The organism is Bordetella tumbae (assembly GCF_054780995.1).
The window spans coordinates 285,657-302,945 of record NZ_BAAGVG010000003.1; the positions used below are offsets into that span (position 1 = coordinate 285,657).

15 protein-coding genes are annotated in these 17,289 nt (G+C 58.7%); 9 read left to right on the forward strand and 6 right to left on the reverse strand.

All coding sequences use genetic code 11. From position 1 onward, the window contains the following. Positions 1 to 47: 47 nt before the first annotated feature. The 6 genes from ACYVI2_RS02860 to ACYVI2_RS02885 all read right to left on the reverse strand — a co-directional run bounded on the left by ACYVI2_RS02860 (position 48) and on the right by ACYVI2_RS02885 (position 7,043). On the reverse strand, positions 48 to 896 hold the full coding sequence (locus tag ACYVI2_RS02860; RefSeq protein WP_415819096.1) for a UDP-2,3-diacylglucosamine diphosphatase: 849 nt from the start codon (positions 894 to 896) through the stop codon (positions 48 to 50). Positions 897 to 1,527: 631 nt separating this feature from the next. Beyond that, on the reverse strand, positions 1,528 to 2,040 hold the full coding sequence (locus ACYVI2_RS02865) for an RDD family protein (protein ID WP_415819095.1): 513 nt from the start codon (positions 2,038 to 2,040) through the stop codon (positions 1,528 to 1,530). A 348-nt stretch (positions 2,041 to 2,388) separates the two neighbouring features. Beyond that, positions 2,389 to 2,580: a hypothetical protein gene (locus ACYVI2_RS02870; RefSeq protein WP_415819137.1), complete on the reverse strand. Its 192-nt coding sequence runs from the start codon at positions 2,578 to 2,580 to the stop codon at positions 2,389 to 2,391. A 248-nt stretch (positions 2,581 to 2,828) separates the two neighbouring features. After that, a complete protein-coding gene (locus tag ACYVI2_RS02875) occupies positions 2,829 to 4,586 on the reverse strand; it encodes a THUMP domain-containing protein (protein WP_415819094.1) in 1,758 nt (585 codons plus the stop codon). A gap of 31 nt (positions 4,587 to 4,617) precedes the next feature. Next, a complete protein-coding gene (locus ACYVI2_RS02880) occupies positions 4,618 to 5,046 on the reverse strand; it encodes a CopD family protein (RefSeq protein ID WP_415819093.1) in 429 nt (142 codons plus the stop codon). 545 nt (positions 5,047 to 5,591) lie between these two features. After that, complete coding sequence (locus tag ACYVI2_RS02885) at positions 5,592 to 7,043, reverse strand: bifunctional 2-methylcitrate dehydratase/aconitate hydratase (RefSeq protein ID WP_415819092.1); 1,452 nt, start codon at positions 7,041 to 7,043, stop codon at positions 5,592 to 5,594. Positions 7,044 to 7,329: 286 nt separating this feature from the next. On the opposite strand from ACYVI2_RS02885, the gene ACYVI2_RS02890 reads away from it, so the two are divergent. The 9 genes from ACYVI2_RS02890 (at position 7,330) to ACYVI2_RS02930 (ending at position 17,272) form a co-directional block, all read left to right on the forward strand. Next, positions 7,330 to 8,046 carry a GntR family transcriptional regulator gene (locus ACYVI2_RS02890; protein WP_094837794.1) on the forward strand — a complete coding sequence of 239 codons (717 nt, stop codon included), beginning with the start codon at positions 7,330 to 7,332 and terminating at the stop codon, positions 8,044 to 8,046. Beyond that, on the forward strand, positions 8,043 to 10,658 hold the full coding sequence (acnD, locus tag ACYVI2_RS02895; RefSeq protein ID WP_415819091.1) for a Fe/S-dependent 2-methylisocitrate dehydratase AcnD: 2,616 nt from the start codon (positions 8,043 to 8,045) through the stop codon (positions 10,656 to 10,658). Before ACYVI2_RS02890 ends, acnD begins: the two co-directional genes overlap by 4 nt. A gap of 125 nt (positions 10,659 to 10,783) precedes the next feature. Beyond that, on the forward strand, positions 10,784 to 11,974 hold the full coding sequence (prpF, locus tag ACYVI2_RS02900; RefSeq protein ID WP_415819090.1) for a 2-methylaconitate cis-trans isomerase PrpF: 1,191 nt from the start codon (positions 10,784 to 10,786) through the stop codon (positions 11,972 to 11,974). 73 nt (positions 11,975 to 12,047) lie between these two features. Next, positions 12,048 to 12,962, forward strand: a complete 915-nt coding sequence (locus ACYVI2_RS02905) for a LysR substrate-binding domain-containing protein (RefSeq protein ID WP_415819089.1) — start codon at positions 12,048 to 12,050, stop codon at positions 12,960 to 12,962. A gap of 29 nt (positions 12,963 to 12,991) precedes the next feature. After that, positions 12,992 to 14,026: a Bug family tripartite tricarboxylate transporter substrate binding protein gene (locus ACYVI2_RS02910; protein WP_415819088.1), complete on the forward strand. Its 1,035-nt coding sequence runs from the start codon at positions 12,992 to 12,994 to the stop codon at positions 14,024 to 14,026. A gap of 10 nt (positions 14,027 to 14,036) precedes the next feature. Beyond that, positions 14,037 to 15,170: an NAD(P)/FAD-dependent oxidoreductase gene (locus tag ACYVI2_RS02915; RefSeq protein WP_415819087.1), complete on the forward strand. Its 1,134-nt coding sequence runs from the start codon at positions 14,037 to 14,039 to the stop codon at positions 15,168 to 15,170. Beyond that, entirely contained in the window at positions 15,160 to 15,516 is a 357-nt protein-coding gene (locus ACYVI2_RS02920; protein ID WP_415819086.1) for a (2Fe-2S)-binding protein, read from the forward strand. Before ACYVI2_RS02915 ends, ACYVI2_RS02920 begins: the two co-directional genes overlap by 11 nt. After that, positions 15,506 to 16,882, forward strand: coding sequence for an FAD/NAD(P)-dependent oxidoreductase (locus ACYVI2_RS02925; protein WP_415819085.1), 1,377 nt, complete (start codon positions 15,506 to 15,508; stop codon positions 16,880 to 16,882). The genes ACYVI2_RS02920 and ACYVI2_RS02925 overlap by 11 nt, the downstream gene beginning before the upstream one ends. Positions 16,883 to 16,894: 12 nt before the next feature. Next, positions 16,895 to 17,272 (forward strand): RidA family protein, encoded by a 378-nt coding sequence (locus ACYVI2_RS02930; RefSeq protein ID WP_415819084.1) that lies wholly within the window; start codon positions 16,895 to 16,897, stop codon positions 17,270 to 17,272. The last annotated feature ends 17 nt before the right edge of the window (positions 17,273 to 17,289 follow it).

A 17,289-nucleotide genomic window follows, 5' to 3' on the forward strand; every position in this document is an offset into this window, starting at 1 on the left:
GCGAACTGCAATATCCCTGTGTCGCTAAAGGGGACGTATACGGGTTATTACGGATGCTTACTTTGCCGGCGCAGGGCCGAGGGCAGGGCAGGCAAAGACAGGGGGCGACGGGGGCGTGTCGGGGGAGAGCCGGACTCCCGCCGTGCGTATTGTTCTGCCCAGTCCAGCAGCACGAGATTGCCATCGTGGTTTTCTGCCAACGCTGACAGGCTTTCCACCCAGTCGCCGTCATTGCAGTACAGGATGCCATCGACCTCGCGCATTTCCGGTTTGTGGATGTGGCCGCACACCACGCCGTCCAGTCCCCGGCGCCGGGCTTCGCCTGCGAGCGTCTCTTCGAAGTCGGTAATAAAAGACACCGCGTTCTTCACTTTGTGCTTCAGGTATTGCGACAGCGACCAGTAATGCAGGCCCATGCGATGACGCAGGCGATTGAAGTGGTGATTCAGCCAGAGGGCGCTCTGGTACAGCGTGTCGCCCAGGCGAGCCAGCCATTTGCCGTGCTGAATGACGCCATCGAATCGGTCGCCATGCAGTACCAGCAACCGTTTCCCGTTGGCCGTGACATGCACGTCTTCGTCCAGGACTTCGATATCCCCAAAGGCATAGCCCACGAATTCCCGGGCAAATTCGTCATGATTGCCCGGCACGAACACCACGCGCGTACCATTGCGCGCCTTGCGCAGGATGCGTTGAATCACATCATTGTGAGCGCGAGGCCAGTGCCAGTGTTTGCGTAATTGCCAGCCGTCAACAATGTCACCTACCAAATACAGCGTATCGGATTCGTTTTGATCGAGGAAATCCAATAGAAAATCCGCCTTGCACCCGGCCGTACCCAGGTGAAGATCGGAAATCCAAAGTGTGCGCCAATGCGTCGGTCGGGTCTCGTTCACGTGAGCATCCCTCTGGCTGTGAAGATGCCCAGAATGTAACCATGACGCCGTGACGCCTACGTGACCAAAACATGACGCAGTTGTGACGGTGGCATGCGTAGTGTGGAGTTCTTTTGGCGCAGGAGGTCGGCGTGTAAAAGCCCCGCCGGGCCTATCGCCGCGACTCGGCCCATGAGCAGGGGCCTCGGCCCGCTTCGCGGGCTAAATCGCGGCTCAACGGCCCGGCGGGGCTTTTACACGCCGACCTCCTGCTCGCAATGTCTGCCATTGACGGATGTTCGTATGCTTCTCGTTGTTGAGTAGACTCCGTTGGTTTGTGTCCAGTTTGGGCACATGACATGAACCTGCCTATCGCATTAGCAAAGACAGCTTCAAAAAACAGCTGATGGCAATCAGCCCTCGTTGCATTCCCTCATCATGAGTCCCTGTCGCGTGCCTGGGCGTGGTGCCGGGCCGTTGAGCACGGATTTAGTCCGCGCAGCGGACCGAGGCCCCTGGTCACGGGCCGAGTCCGTGCGATAGGCCCGGCGCCACGCCCAGGCACGCGACAGGGACGCCTTCAGAGAGACAATCAAGAACAGCAAACGCCCAACACCAGCAGCCATAAAAAAGCCCCAGTCTCGGGCCTTTTCTATCGCCGCTTGTTGCGCGGCGGCGCATTGCGCAAGCGTGTGCCTAACAGCCGATCATGCAGGAACTGCCCGTCCGGATCGAACCACGACCAGATGAAAATCGCGAATGGCGCTACGACAATGAACATGTCCACGGATTTCCAGCCCGTCGCTGACGATGCTGCGGCGACCAGTCCTGCGGCGGCCAATACGAGCGGCCAGGCCAGGATGTAGCGCAACATCAGCCGGGGGACCGAGGGCGGCCGACCATCGCGATCCACCAGCCGGATATTCCAGGTTTTCATCGGCAGCGTCTGCCCATTGCGGCGCCAGCACAACACAAAATAAATGCCGATGACGACGAACAGCCATGCCTGACGCGCGTGTCTGAGCATCAGCGCATGTTTACTCTGCGTCAGCGTGTCAAACAAATAGCCCGCCAGAAATACGACACCGAACAACAGGACGGCTTCATACATCATGCAGGCAAACCGGCGTAGCCGGCTGGGCGTCAGCGAGAGCGCATCGGTCATCAGAACTCCGGGAAGCCTACGGGTACGCACAACACCATAGGCTGCACAAAGAGGGAATCCACATACTTCAGAATGTGGACTGGCCAAGGGGCGCTATTATCCCGGGCATCCCGGTCCTTGGCTATAGAAATGTCCCCAATTCGGATTCAAACCAAATGGGGAACATGCCGTCTTGGATACCGATTACGGGCTAGCCCGGCTAGGGCAGCGAAAATTCTCCAGCTGCGTCGATGGTAGTAGAAGGCAGTCCAGCGACCAGACAAAAAAAACCCACCGAGTTAACGGTGGGTCTTAAAAGGGGCTGTAGCAGCCCCCAAGGGGAAAATCGTTGCTTGCCTGCTGTTTACTTCAGGCGGCCGAGTGAGCGGTCTTTGTCTCAGCTTGGCGGGTAATCAGTGTCTTGACGCCTTTGCCCAGTTTGCCCAGGCTACGAGCCAGAGCGCGAAATGGACGGGGGCGGAACTGCTCTTCAATCGCTTGCAACATCAGCTGGCGTTCGAGTTCGTCAGTCAGCCGGATATGAGGGTTAATGTAGGGCACGATAAATCCAGAACTTGCGTGTATTCGTATGCAGTCATTGCATCCCGGCTACCTGGCGTCATCATCACGGTGAGGTGAGTGTCTACCTAGCAACCTGGGGATAACCCCTATTTTAGGGTTAACCCTGAATTTACGCAAGCGTCTAGTGCATCATGCGTGCTCTTGGTGCTGATAATGCGCCAGTTTTGAGCCTTGTGATCCTATTGCCACAATAATGGCGCATTGTTGCGGTGTTTTTACAACAACTATCACTTGGGATCCCGGTATCCGGCCGCCACCAGTTCAAACCCGAACAGGCGGCAATCCAGCGAGCCATTGTGTAAAGGAATCCGGCGCAGGGGTTTGAGCCGCAGGCGTTGCGGCAGGTCCAGGTCGCTGGAGATCACGTGTAGCTGCCAGCCCGAATAGGCGCGCTTCAGATTTGCCGACCAGGCTCGCCATAGCTCGGTATCATCCGTCGGCAGGCGTTCGCCGTAGGGAGGGTTCGTGACGATCCAGCCCTGTTCGGCGGGAGGCGGTACCTCACGGGCGTCGCCGACCTCGAATCGAATCGTGTCGGCTGTGAGCCAGGCGCGTTCGGCGTTATTGCGGGCATACTCCACCACCTGAGGGTCCAGGTCATAGCCGACCAGGGGTGCGTCCAGCTTGGGCAAAATCCGAGCGCGCGCGTCTTCTTTCAGATCGCGCCAGCGCCGCGGATCGTGGCCGCGCAAGCGCTCAAATCCCAGTGGCCGCGAAATCCCGGCAGGCACGCCCAGCGCAATCCAGGCCGCCTCGATCAAAATCGTGCCGCTCCCGCAGAACGGATCCAGCAGCGGTGCGGCAGGATCCCAGCCTGCCAGGGCCAACATCCCGGCAGCGAGGTTCTCGCGCAGGGGGGCATCTCCTTTATCCAGGCGCCAACCGCGCTTGAATAGCGATTCGCCCGAGGTGTCCAGATACAGCGTCGCGGTGTGTCCCGTCAGGAACAGATGAACGCGAGCATCAGGCCGCACCGTATCGATGCTGGGACGCGCGCCCTCGCGATCGCGCAGGCGGTCGCAGATCCCGTCTTTCGCACGCAAATTGCAGTATTGCAGGCTTTGCACCGGGCTCTTGATCGCCGAAGTGTCCACGCGCAATGTGTGTTCCGCGCCAAACCAGCGTTCCCAGGGCACGCTGTAGGCGAGATCGAGGATATCGTCCTCGTGCGAGATTTCCTCGTGCGCGACCTGCACCAGAATGCGCGTGGCCAGACGGGAATACAAATTGGCGCGCTGTATGCCCGGCCAATCGGCGCTGAAATGGCAGCCTGCACGTCCTACCTGAGCATCCTCGAACCCCAGCGCCTGCATTTCTGCGGTCAGGGCTTCTTCCAGCCCTTGGGGGCAAGGCGCAAAGACCTCGAACGTTTCTGCGTCTCGCAGTGCACGCGGTGCGTAGTGGCGAACCTCGGGTTCTGCCGCCCACTCGATATCTGAGGGGAAGGCATCATGATCGTCAGCGGTGGCTGGCGTTGAATCGGCCCAGGTAGCCTCATCGCGCGCGGAAGCCGTCGATGCTGAATCAGACCATCTGTCCTCATCACGAGCACGCGGTGTCCGCGGCCGCCGTGGAGCATCGAACGTGTCCGATTCACTCGCACCACGGCGAGCATACCCGGGTGCACGCGAGGCACCAGGCGAACGGCGCGGGGACTCCCCACGATCGCCCGTTGCCGATCCGCGTCGCGGGCCAGAATTTGTCCGCGACGATTCAGGTCTCGGGGCGTCGAATCCGCCGGGCGCACGTGAACGCGACGCGGGTTTGCCGCGTTCGGCCGACGCGTCGCCCCGTGGCGCGGCAGGCGTGTCGTCGGCGTCTCGCCGTAGACGTTGTACTTGATCTTTCGATCGTTCAATCAGGGCAGCCGTGCGTGCACGCGCGCCGCTGCGCTTGCGTTTGGTATCGCCAGCGGCGGCATGGGCGTCACGCGCCGTTTTTTTGACCGTCAGTGTTTTACGGCGGTCTTGATCATCAGAAGACATTCGAATCCTGGCCTAGGGCCGGGCAGTGTGGTCAGAAGGGTTTGAGCACCACCAGTAGTACCACCACCACGAGCAGTAAGACGGGAACTTCGTTGAACCAGCGGTAGAACTTGTGCGAGCGAGTGTTGCGGCCTTGTTCGAACTTGCGCAACATGACGCTACAGGCGTGATGGTAGCCGATGATAAGCAGGACGAAGAGCAATTTGGCGTGCATCCAGCCGTTGCCGGGGCCCATGCCGACGCCAAAGCCGATATACAGCCATAGGCCCAGTGCGATGGTGACGATGGCCAGGATGGTGGTGAATCTGAACAGTCGACGCGCCATGCCGATCAGACAGGCTTGTACCGAGGGGTCGGAGGTCTGGGCCAGATTCACGTAGATCCTGGGCAGGTAAAAGAGACCTGCGAACCAGGAGGCGATGAATACGATGTGGAAGGCTTTGACCCAGAGGTACAGCATGGTGGGTGGCTACTTGAAATAGGTGGATGGTTTGATTGTAGTCGTCTCTGTGGGGATCTGGGGGCAGGGATGGGTGTGGGTATCGCCATGCAACGGGTGTCTCAATGGAGGCGTCGCTGCCGCGTGCCGGAGTGTTACGCCGGCCCTATCGCGGCGACTCGGCCCGTCAGCAGGGGCCTCGGCCTCGCTGCGCGAGGCTAAATCGCCGCTCAACGGGCCGGCGCAACACTCCGGCACGCAGCAGCGACTCACAATGGTGGCATGCGTCGAAGGCTGATTGCCATGTGTTGAGCTTGCTCGTGGCGGTATGGAATGCCTCGGCACGACCGAGGATTTGTCACGCTCAGGTCATTACGGATCGTACGATTAATACGAAAGTACCGTCATTCAGGCCGCCTACGATAGTGATGGCATGCCCATCACAGATGATCTTCCCTGCAGGAGCATCCTCGAACAGCAGAACTCAGTCCGAGGCAAGTCACGAACACAATTTCGCGGCAACCCAAAGCGCAGCAACGCAGCAACGCAGCAACCGACCAAGAGCTCTAAATCACATACAAATCCACGTATTCATGCACCGGCATTTCCTCCAACACCCTCTGATCTAACGAGACCTCCAGAATCCGCGTCTGCTGTTTCGCTGGAAAGACCCGAGCCAGATTCGTCCTGAACTTCGCTTCGAGCAACGGAATCCCATCGCCGCGCCGCCGTTTGTGCCCGATCGGGTATTCGCATACCACCTCGTCCAACTGCGTGCCGTCGTTAAAAATCACCGTCAGCGCATTAGCGATCGATCGCTTGTCCGGGTCGTGATAGTCGCGGGTATAGGCGGGATCCTCCACGCAGATGATCTTGTCGCGCAGGAGGTCAATGCGCGGATCGTGCGCGATGTCATCCTCGTAGTCCGCGGCGGTGAGGCGGCCGAACAGAATGGGGATCGCCACCATGTATTGGATGCAGTGATCGCGGTCGGCCGGGTTATTGAGCGGGCCCTTCTTGTCGATGATGCGAATGCATGCCTCGTGGGTGCGGATGATGATCTGCTTGATGTCGCCCACTGATTTGCCAGCAGCGCCGAGCTGATCATGAATCGTCATGGCGCATTCCACTGCGGTTTGCGCATGAAACTCGGCTGGAAACGAGATTTTGAACAGCACGTTTTCCATGACGTAGCTGCCATACGGGCGCTGAAACTTGAAGGGCTGGCCTTTGAATAGGACGTCGTAAAACCCCCAAGTTTTTGCGCTGAGCACCGAGGGGTAGCCCATCTCGCCTGTCTTTGCGATCAACGCCAGTCGTACTGCGCGGCTGGTGGCGTCGCCCGCGGCCCAGCTTTTGCGGCTGCCCGTATTCGGCGCATGACGATAGGTGCGCAGGCTCTGGCCGTCGACCCAGGCCAGCGAAACCGCGTTGATGGTTTCCTCGCGGCTCAGGCCGAGCATTTGCGCGACGACGGCAGTGGAGGCGACTTTGACGAGGACGACATGATCGAGGCCGACTTTGTTGAATGAGTTCTCCAGGGCAATGCACCCCTGGATTTCATGGGCCTTGATCATGCCTGTCAGCACATCGCGCATGGTGAGCGGGGATTTGCCCACGGCAACGGCATTGCGCGACAGCCAGTCCGCGGTGGCCAGGATGCCGCCCAGATTGTCCGAAGGGTGCCCCCATTCCGCTGCGAGCCAGGTGTCGTTGAAGTCCAGCCAGCGGATCATGGCGCCGATGTTGAAAGCGGCCTGGACCGGGTCGAGCTGGAATTGGGTACCCGGGACCTTGGCACCATACGGGACGACCGTGCCCGGCACGATCGGGCCGAGCAGTTTGCGGCACGCCGGGTATTCCAGGGCCTCCAAGCCGCAGCCCAGCGTATCGATCAGGCAATTGCGGGCCGTTTCATAGGCCAGGCTGCTCTGGATTTGATAGTCGAGAACATAATCGACAATGTCTATGAGGACCTGATCGGGTTCGGGGCGGACATTGGAGATATGAGTGGACATGTGGGCTCCTTCTGTGCAATCCGCGCTATGTGCGCGGGTGGGGCCAGGGCGTACGCCGAAGCCCCGTTATCGGGGACAGGAGACGATGGGTCGAATCAAAGGCATGGCAATCCACATGAAATCACGGTGGCAGGGCAGTGTGTCAACACGCCAACGTCAAGACTGGCGAGTCCAGCACATGGCGGATGGGAAATGTCGGGCGCGAATTTCAATGATTGTTGACAATCTAGCCAATAAATCCCCTCATGGCTATAATTTAATCCGAAATAACCTATGAATTGTCGACATGGTGGAAAAAGTCCTCACGTTGCCCGTACCTGCCGCGAGCGAATCGGAAACGCTCTCCGAGCATGTGTTCCGCAAGATTCAGTCCGCCATCGTCAAAGGCGACATCTCTCCCGGCAGCAAGATTTCCGAGCCGGAATTGGCGCGCACCTATGGCATCAGCCGCGGACCGCTGCGCGAGGCTATACACCGGCTAGAGGGACAGCGCCTGCTGGTGCGCGTCCCGCACGTGGGGGCCCGCGTCGTGTCGCTGAGCCAACAAGAACTCTGCGAGCTCTACCAGATCCGCGAGTCGCTCGAGGGCATGGCCTGTCGCCTGGCTGCCGAGCGGATGACGCCGGCGGCCGCGGATGAGCTGCGTCGCGTGCTCGAGGCTCACGAGCGCGATGAGGCATTCCAGGCAGGCCGTGGTTACTATCAACAAGAGGGCGATTACGACTTTCACTACCGTATCGTCCAGGCCAGCGGCAACCAGATGCTGATTCGCATGCTTTGCGACGAACTCTATCAGCTGGCCCGCATGTATCGTATTCAATATTCGACGACGCCCAATCGGCCTCGTCAGGCATTTACCGAGCATCACCGCATTCTCGACGCTATCGCTGACGGCGATGGCGAGTTGGCTGAATTGCTGATGCGCAGACACATACGCGCATCCCGTCTCAATATCGAACATCAGATCGCGCAGAGCAACCTGCCGCAAACGGAGGCATCTTGAACACTCAATTCCGCAAGCCCTTGCCGGGCACTAATCTCGACTATTTCGACGTGCGCGCTGCGGTCGAGGCGATCGCGCCGGGCGCCTATGATCAACTGCCGTACACCTCTCGTGTGCTGGGGGAAAACCTGGTGCGGCGTTGTGATCCCGCTTTGTTGAACGATGCCTTGCGCCAATTGATCGAGCGCCGCCGGGATCTGGATTTTCCGTGGTTTCCGGCTCGCGTGGTCTGTCATGACATTCTGGGGCAGACCGCGCTGGTCGATCTGGCGGGTCTGCGTGATGCGATCGCCGATATGGGCGGCGACCCCGCCAAGGTCAATCCCGTGGTGCCGGTGCAGTTGATCGTGGATCACTCGTTGGCGGTCGAGCACGGCGGTTTCGAGCCCGATGCGTTTGCAAAGAATCGCGCTGTCGAAGACCGTCGCAACGAAGACCGTTTCCATTTCATCGACTGGACGCGCGAGGCCTTTCACAACGTCGACGTGGTGCCGCCGGGCAACGGGATCATGCACCAGATCAACCTGGAGCGCATGTCTCCGGTAATTCATGCTCAGGATGGCGTGGCGTATCCGGATACCCTGGTGGGTACGGACAGTCATACGCCGCATGTGGATGCCTTGGGCGTGATCGCAATCGGCGTCGGCGGCCTGGAGGCCGAGAACGTCATGCTGGGACGCGCGTCCTGGATGCGTCTGCCCGATATCGTCGGGGTAGAGTTGACGGGACGTCGTCAGCCCGGCATTACGGCCACGGATATCGTGCTGACCTTGACTGAATTCCTGCGCAAGGAAAAAGTCGTGGGCGCGTATCTGGAGTTCTATGGCGAGGGCGCTGCGAGCCTGACGTTGGGCGATCGCGCGACGATTTCCAATATGGCGCCCGAGTATGGCGCGACGGCGGCCATGTTCTCCATTGATCAGCAGACGATCGACTATCTGAAGCTCACGGGCCGAGAAGACGCGCAGGTACGCTTGGTGGAAACGTACGCCAAGGTAGCAGGCCTGTGGTCAGACAGCTTGAAACAGGTCCAGTACGAGCGTGTGCTGCGCTTCGATCTGTCGAGCGTGGTGCGCACCTTGGCTGGTCCCTCGAATCCGCATCGCCGCCTGCCTGTGTCTGATCTGGCCGAACGCGGCATTGCCGGCGTGGTGGAAAACGAGCCCGGCCTGATGCCGGATGGCGCCGTCATCATTGCCGCGATCACCAGCTGTACCAACACCAGCAATCCACGCAACGTCATCGCGGCGGGGCTGTTGGCGCGCAACGCCAACCGTGCCGGCCTCACACGCAAGCCCTGGGTCAAAACGTCGCTTGCGCCTGGATCGAAGGCTGTCGAGTTGTACTTGGACGAAGCCGGCTTGACGACCGAACTGGAAAAACTGGGTTTTGGCGTCGTCGCGTTTGCCTGTACGACGTGCAATGGCATGTCGGGCGCATTGGATCCCAAGATTCAGCAAGAGATCATCGACCGCGATCTGTACGCCACCGCCGTGTTGTCAGGCAACCGCAATTTCGATGGCCGCATCCATCCCTATGCCAAGCAGGCCTTTCTGGCCTCGCCACCATTGGTAGTCGCGTATGCCGTCGCTGGGACTATCCGCTTTGATATCGAGCAAGACGTGTTGGGTCAGGACGCTGACGGCAAAGACATTCGCCTGAAGGACATCTGGCCCAGCGACGAGGAAATCGACGCCGTGGTCCAGGCGGCGGTCAAACCCGAACAATTCCGCAAGGTCTATGCGCCGATGTTCGGTATTCGCGATCAGCGCCGCGAGGCGGTGAGCCCGTTGTATGCATGGCGCGAGCAAAGCACGTACATCCGCCGTCCGCCGTACTGGGAGGGCGCATTGGCCGGCGAGCGTACCCTGCGCGGCATGCGTCCGTTGGCCGTGCTGGGCGACAACATCACGACGGATCACCTGTCGCCTTCGAACGCCATTCTGCTCAATAGTGCGGCGGGTGAGTATCTGGCGAAAATGGGATTGCCCGAGGAAGATTTCAATTCCTATGCGACTCACCGCGGCGACCACCTGACGGCGCAACGCGCGACGTTTGCCAATCCCAAGCTGTTCAACGAGATGGTGCGCAACGACGATGGCAGCGTAAAACAAGGCTCGCTGGCTCGTGTCGAGCCCGAAGGCCAGACGATGCGCATGTGGGAAGCCATCGAAACCTATATGCAGCGCAAGCAGCCGCTCATCATCGTGGCTGGCGCTGATTACGGCCAGGGCTCGTCGCGCGACTGGGCCGCCAAAGGCGTGCGTCTGGCGGGCGTCGAGGCCATCGTGGCCGAGGGCTTTGAGCGTATCCACCGTACCAACCTGCTCGGCATGGGCGTGTTGCCGCTGGAGTTCAAGCCGGGCACGGATCGCAAGACACTCGCGTTGGATGGCACGGAAACGTATGACGTCGTGGGCGAACGCAAGCCGCGCGCTGATTTGACGTTGATCGTGCATCGTCGCGATGGCGAAACCATCGAGGTGCCCGTGACGTGCCGGCTCGATACGGCAGAGGAGGTCTCGATTTACGAGGCAGGCGGCGTGCTGCAACGCTTTGCACAAGATTTTCTTGAGGCGTCGTCCACGGATGCTGCCAGCAAGGCGGGTTAAAGTGCCTGCTGCATGTATCGAGCAGAGCATTTGAGACACAACACCGGCTTGGTTTGCCCGTTAGCGTGGTGGCCAAGCCTGAATCCTATTGCGCAGATGGCGCTATCTATTTTCAGGACTGGTCGATGACTCACGCACCACAAATCAAGATACCCGCGACATATATGCGCGGAGGCACCAGCAAAGGCGTGTTTTTCAAACTGACGGATTTGCCCGAAGCGGCTCAGGTACCGGGGCCCAATCGCGATTCGCTGTTGCTGCGCGTGATTGGCAGCCCCGATCCCTACGGCAAGCAGACCGACGGTATGGGAGGCGCCACGTCCAGCACGAGCAAGACCGTGATCTTGTCCAAGAGTACTCGTCCTGAGCATGATGTGGACTACCTGTTTGGCCAAGTGTCGATTGACCAGCCGTTCGTGGACTGGAGCGGTAATTGCGGCAATTTGTCCGCGGCGGTAGGGCCGTTTGCGATTGCGAATGGTCTGGTGGATGCCGCACGCGTGCCCGAGAACGGAATCGCGATCGTGCGGATCTGGCAGGCCAACATCGGCAAGACCATCGTCGCTCATGTGCCGATAACCAATGGTCAGGTGCAGGAGACCGGAGACTTCGAGCTCGATGGCGTCACGTTTCCGGCGGCCGAGGTTCAGATCGAGTTTTTAGACCCTGCGGACGAAGGCGACGGTGATGGCGGTTCGATGTTCCCGACGGGGAATGTGGTCGACGAGCTGGATGTGCCGGGTGTCGGGAAATTCAAGGCGACGTTCATCAATTCCGGTATTCCCACGATTTTTCTGGATGCCGAGGCGCTGGGCTACACCGGTACCGAACTGCAGGACGACATTAATAGCGATCCGGCTGCGTTGGCACGCTTTGAAACGATCCGCGCTCATGGTGCGGTACGTATGGGCTTGATTGCGTCGCCAGATCAGGCCGCCGGCCGTCAACACACGCCCAAAGTTGCATTCGTGTCCAAGCCCAAGGCGTACACCGCATCCAGCGGCAAATCCATCGGTGCCGGGGATATCGATGTGTTGGTGCGTGCCTTGTCGATGGGTAAGTTGCACCATGCGATGATGGGCACAGCGTCGGTGGCTATTGCGACGGCGGCAGCGGTGCCAGGGACGCTGGTGAACTTGGCGGCAGGCGGCGGCGAACGCGATGCGGTGCGGTTCGGGCATCCGTCCGGGACATTGCGGGTGGGAGCAGAGGCACGCTCGGTTGATGGTGAATGGACCGTTACGAAAGCCGTGATGTCGCGTAGTGCTCGTGTGTTGATGGAAGGGTGGGTGCGCGTGCCTTGGGAGGCTCGCTGAGATTGCCGAGGTGATGTAGCGCACTCAAGCTGAACTAGCGTCAAGCCACGACTTACCTCTGCAATATTCCAATATGGCAAAAAAAGTAATGACGCATAGAATGATTGAAGCCTTTCGCGCGACGATCATGCATGGTGGCATCAGCGCCGGTGCTGACGCTATGGAGATTTCACAGCCGTCCATGAGTCGATTGTTGGCCGACTTTCAAAATGTCGTGGGCTTTCCGCTTTTCATGAAGGTCGGACGAACAATGAAGCCGACGGATGAAGCCCTGGCAATAATGATGAAGGTTCAGCAGTCGTTCGTTGGACTCGAGGACATCACGCGATTTTCCGATCAACTTCGCAAGCAAAAGATGGGGCGACTTTCCATCTGTGCGATTCCGTCAATCGGGCATTCTGTTATGCCTGAGATTATCGAGCATTTGCATGCGAAATATCCTGATGTCATTATCAGCCTGACTGTGGCGTCGTACGCGGAAGTCGCGCGAAATGTGCGAAATCGTCAAGCCGATATCGGATTCACAGCCGACACACTTTCGATGGGTGGGCTGGAAACTGTCGCGACATTCACGGGCGACTGTGTGTGTATTGGCAGCGCCAAGTATCTGTCTCCGGACATAGGTTCTGTAGGCCCTGAGGACCTTCTCGATAAACCATTCATTGGTTTCACCGGTACCTTCGAAAAGCGGCTGGACGCATGGCTAACGACTGAAGGGAAACAATTAGACAGCATGGTGGAGGCGTCACTGGCACACTCTGTCAGTGAACTTGTCCTTCGAGGTATGGGTATTTCCGTGGTTGATCCGCTGTCAGGCGTACACCACAGACGCCGTGGCGGAATTACGTTGCCATTGCATCCGCCGTTGCGTTACACGGTCTATGCGGCGGCGATGAGTGACACAAGACTGAGTGAACCTGCACGCGATCTGGTGCAGTGCATGCGAGCAGCCATCGAAAACGCCGAGATACATAGCATTTCCGAATAGATAGACCAAACTTCACGCATGGATTAATTATGCGTGACTCCATACCATCTCCTGAACATCAATTAGAAAAAGGGATGGTGATGACACATGTACTACCTAGTGCTTGCAGCGCCACACTTTTCGCGCTACTCGCGTCCTTAGCCACCACACAGGTGGCACTTGCGGAATACCCTGAGCGGGCGATTCGATTCATCGTGCCCGCTGCACCGGGCGGTGCGGCAGACTCGACCGCTCGTGTTCTCGCGGCGTCTCTGTCGCAACGGCTTGGTCAGTCCATCATTATCGAGAATAAACCAGGAGCATCGGGCGCTATAGCCCTCAATGAGATCGCCAAGGCGCCCGCCGATGGCTACACCATAGGAGGCGCAAATCTCGCCACCTACGTCGTCGCCGCACTGTCTGCCAAGAATCTCCCCTACAAGCCTTTGGAAGACTTCACTCCGATCGCGATGCAAATGACGGCTCCCAACCTGCTTGCGGTCACACCGAGCCTTCCTGTTCACTCTGTGAAGGAACTGGTTGAATACGCCAAGGCTCACCCTAAAAAGGTTTTCTATGGGTCGACCGGTTATGGCACTTCATTGCATGTGGTGACAGAGCTGTTTCGGACTAGCGCCGACATACAAATCGAACACGTTCCCTATAAAAGCGCGCCAGCTGCTGAGTCTGATTTAGCCGGAGGACAGATCCAAATGATGATCGGCAATCTCACGTCCATGCAGCCTCAAGTCAAAGCAGGGCGCCTTCGTGCGCTGGCCATCACGGGTCCAAAGCGCTCAGCCGTTTTACCCGATGTGCCGACGATCGCCGAAGCGGGCTTTCCCATTGTGGAGATGGAGACGTGGAGCGGAGTGATCGGCCCTGCCGGTTTGCCTGCCAGCGTGGTGGATAAGCTCAATCGTGAAATCAACGCCGTCTTGGCAGACGCGAGTGTCGTGAAACAGCATGAAGACCTCGGCGTCGCTGTAGCACCAGGATCGGCGAAGCAGTTTGCCCAGCGGATCAGCGCGGATAACGCCAAGTGGGGCAAGGTTATCAAAGATAACAACATCGTTCTGGAATAACGGCACACACATGAGCAAAGAAGAAATGATTGTTGTGGGTGGTGGTGTGGTCGGCGCTGCAATAGCCTTTGGCGCCGCCCGAGCTGGTATGTCTATCACCCTCCTTGACCAGGGTGACATCGCCCATCGCGCATCGAGGGGCAACTTCGGGTTGGTCTGGGTACACAGTAAAGGGGATGGGTTTCCGCGATATGCACGCTGGTGCCGTGATGCCGTTGATTTATGGCCCGCGCTGGCCAATGATCTGCGCGAACTCACGGGCGTTGATGTGGATCTCAAGCAACCAGGTGGTTTCTGGATCGGCTTTAACGATGCCGAATTGCAGGCACGCGCGAGCATGTTGGCAAGAATCAAGGATGCCGGTACGGATGTCCCATATGAAATGCTAAGCCATGCAGAACTTAAAAATCGCCTGCCGGCGATTGGCTCGAAAGTCGCAGGCGGTAGTTACTGCCCATTGGATGGCCACGTCAATCCACTCAAGCTTCTGCATGCACTACACGCGGGACTGCACGCTCTGCACGCGCGCGTCATATCCAATGTCGACGTCGCTCGGATAAGACATCAGGATGTTGGACGCTTTGAAGTCGAGAGTGCCTGTGGCAGAACCTGGCATGCATCGCGTGTGGTGCTGGCGGCCGGACTGGGAAACTGCGAACTCGCAAGACAGGTGGGTCTGCATGCTCCGGTAACCCCGAATCGGGGACAGGTGCTTATTACCGAACGGCTCAAGCCATTCCTGTCCTATCCCACGAACAAGGCAAGGCAGACCAGCGAAGGTACGGTGCAACTGGGTTTCTCGGTGGAGGACGTCGGATTGGATGATGGCACGACAGTATTGGCCACTGAAGCCATCGCCAAGCGGGCTGTGACTACCTTTCCCATTCTTGGTGATGCTCGTCTCGTTCGGGCCTGGGGCGCGTTGCGCGTAATGACCCCTGACGGCACGCCTATCTATCAGGAGTCTGCGATGTACCCCGGTGTGTTCGTTGCCACCAGCCACAGTGGCATCTCGTTAGCAGGTATGCATGCCTACGTGGTGGGGCCGTGGATGGCAGGTCGCATAACCGCGCCGGATGACATCAATGCGTTTGCGGGAGATCGATATCTCGATAGCAGCAGGAGCCATGCAAATGCGCATTGATACGTCCTTGCTCACGCATGCGCTGTTTACTTCCACTCCTTCTGATGAGTTGGGCACTGTCACATTGCGATTCGACCACGAGGTCCTCGTGGTACCCGCGGGCATTACGGTAGCGGCAGCGCTGCTCATGAGCGGCGTGGATCATTTTCGAACGACTTCGATTTCCGCCGCCTCGCGCGCGCCGTATTGCATGATGGGTGTCTGCTTCGACTGTTTGGTCGAGATCGACGGTAAACCCAGTCGCCAGGCCTGCCTGACATTGGTTCGTGACGGAATGATCATTAGGCGTCAGCACGGTGCCTCGGCACTCCCCACTCTGCAAGAGGACGTACGGCATGGAGATTAATGTCATGGACGTGGTGATCGTAGGCGCTGGTCCTGCAGGCCTCGCTGCAGCGATTCAAGCACGAAAAGAAGGGCTTAGCGTTGCATTGCTTGACGAGCAACCGGCAGTGGGAGGGCAGATTTACCGTAGTGTCGAATCGGCCGGTGCAGGGCGTCGCACAGTACTGGGTGATGACTACGCGGCAGGGGCTGCACTTGCCGAGGCATTCGCCCGCAGTGGCGCGGACCACATTGCTGGCGCTTCCGTTTGGAATATTGGGCGGGACCTGCGGGTCAACTATCTTCGGCAGGGGGCCAGTATGGCGCTGCAGGCGCGCAATATTGTGCTAGCCACCGGTGCTATGGAGCGCCCATTCCCTGTGCCGGGCTGGACGCTGCCTGGGGTGATGGGCGCGGGCGCAGCACAGATTTTATATAAGACAGCGGGTGCTGTCCCTCGCGAACCAGTTGTGCTCGCAGGGTGCGGACCATTGCTGTACTTGTTAGCCGATCAATATTTGCGTGCCGGTGTGACGCTGAAGGCTGTCGTGCATTGCACGCAACACGGCGACTATATGAGATCGGCACGCCATCTGTCCAGCGCGTTCAAGGGATGGCGTGATCTAAGCAAGGGACTACGTATGCTGGCCAACTTGCGTCACCATCGCATTCCCGTTTATGCCGGTGCGCAAGACTTCTCGATTGTTGGCTCGGCGCGAGCGGAGGCATTCTGCTTCACTCACGACAATCGTGAACATCGCATCGATACGCCGTTGGTGCTATTGCATCAGGGAGTTGTGCCCAACACGCAGTTCAGTTGGGCGCTTCGAGCCAAACACTCCTGGAACGCCCGGCAGCTTTGCTGGGTGCCTGAGACGGACGCTTATGGACAGATCGAAGATTCCGGCATTTATATCGCTGGCGACAGTCGTGGAATCGTTGGCGCGAAGGCGTCGGCTTGTCAGGGGCGTATAGCCGCCATCGCTATTGCCGCGAAGCGGCATGGGGTAAGCATGACGGATTACCGCCTGAAGGAGGCAGAAATACGCAAGGAAATGCGCCGTCAACTTCATATCAGGCCGTTCCTTGATGCACTATACAGACCACCGGATTCGCATCGAATACCTGAGGACGATTCCGTGGTCGTCTGTCGCTGTGAAGAGATCACAGCAGGACAGATCAAGCAGTACGCCGCACTGGGTTGCGTGGGCCCGAACCAGACCAAAGCGTTCGGACGTTGTGGGATGGGGCCGTGTCAGGGACGCTTGTGTGGGTTGACGGTGTCTGAGCTTATTGCGAGTGTACGGGGAGTCTCTCCAGAAACAGTGGGCTATTACCGTATACGTCCTCCCATCAAACCCGTGACGCTTGGCGAACTGAGCGCTTAACGAAGGATTCAAATGTCAAACATCGTGCGCATTGCAACGGACAAACGTCGCAGTCGAGTCGTGATCTACAACGGTATAGCGTTTGTGAGCGGCCAGGCTGCCGATGATCGCAGCCAGGATATCCGAGGGCAGACGCAGCAGACTCTGGCGAAGATAGACTCATTTCTCGCAAGGGCTGGGACAAGCAAGCATCACCTTCTCACAGCACAAATATGGCTCAAAGATATCAAAAACGACTTTCAAGGCATGAATGAAGTCTGGGACAGTTGGACCGCGCCGGATGCTGCTCCTACACGTGCCACGGCGCAATGTCTGATGGGGGCCGAAGATGTACTCGTCGAAATCATCGTTACCGCCGCGGTGCCGGACGTTACGATGACTCAAGTCTGACGCCCCCTGTCGAGGCT

Coding starts and splice junctions, on each gene's coding strand:
- ACYVI2_RS02905 (WP_415819089.1), top strand. CDS start 12,048: ATGGCAAAAAAAGTAATGACGCATAGAATGATTGAAGCCTTTCGCGCG.
- ACYVI2_RS02915 (WP_415819087.1), top strand. CDS start 14,037: ATGAGCAAAGAAGAAATGATTGTTGTGGGTGGTGGTGTGGTCGGCGCT.
- ACYVI2_RS02925 (WP_415819085.1), top strand. CDS start 15,506: ATGGAGATTAATGTCATGGACGTGGTGATCGTAGGCGCTGGTCCTGCA.
- ACYVI2_RS02880 (WP_415819093.1), bottom strand. CDS start 5,046: ATGCTGTACCTCTGGGTCAAAGCCTTCCACATCGTATTCATCGCCTCC.
- ACYVI2_RS02885 (WP_415819092.1), bottom strand. CDS start 7,043: ATGTCCACTCATATCTCCAATGTCCGCCCCGAACCCGATCAGGTCCTC.
- ACYVI2_RS02890 (WP_094837794.1), top strand. CDS start 7,330: ATGGTGGAAAAAGTCCTCACGTTGCCCGTACCTGCCGCGAGCGAATCG.
- ACYVI2_RS02910 (WP_415819088.1), top strand. CDS start 12,992: ATGCGTGACTCCATACCATCTCCTGAACATCAATTAGAAAAAGGGATG.
- ACYVI2_RS02930 (WP_415819084.1), top strand. CDS start 16,895: ATGTCAAACATCGTGCGCATTGCAACGGACAAACGTCGCAGTCGAGTC.
- prpF (WP_415819090.1), top strand. CDS start 10,784: ATGACTCACGCACCACAAATCAAGATACCCGCGACATATATGCGCGGA.
- ACYVI2_RS02865 (WP_415819095.1), bottom strand. CDS start 2,040: ATGACCGATGCGCTCTCGCTGACGCCCAGCCGGCTACGCCGGTTTGCC.
- ACYVI2_RS02920 (WP_415819086.1), top strand. CDS start 15,160: ATGCGCATTGATACGTCCTTGCTCACGCATGCGCTGTTTACTTCCACT.
- ACYVI2_RS02875 (WP_415819094.1), bottom strand. CDS start 4,586: ATGTCTTCTGATGATCAAGACCGCCGTAAAACACTGACGGTCAAAAAA.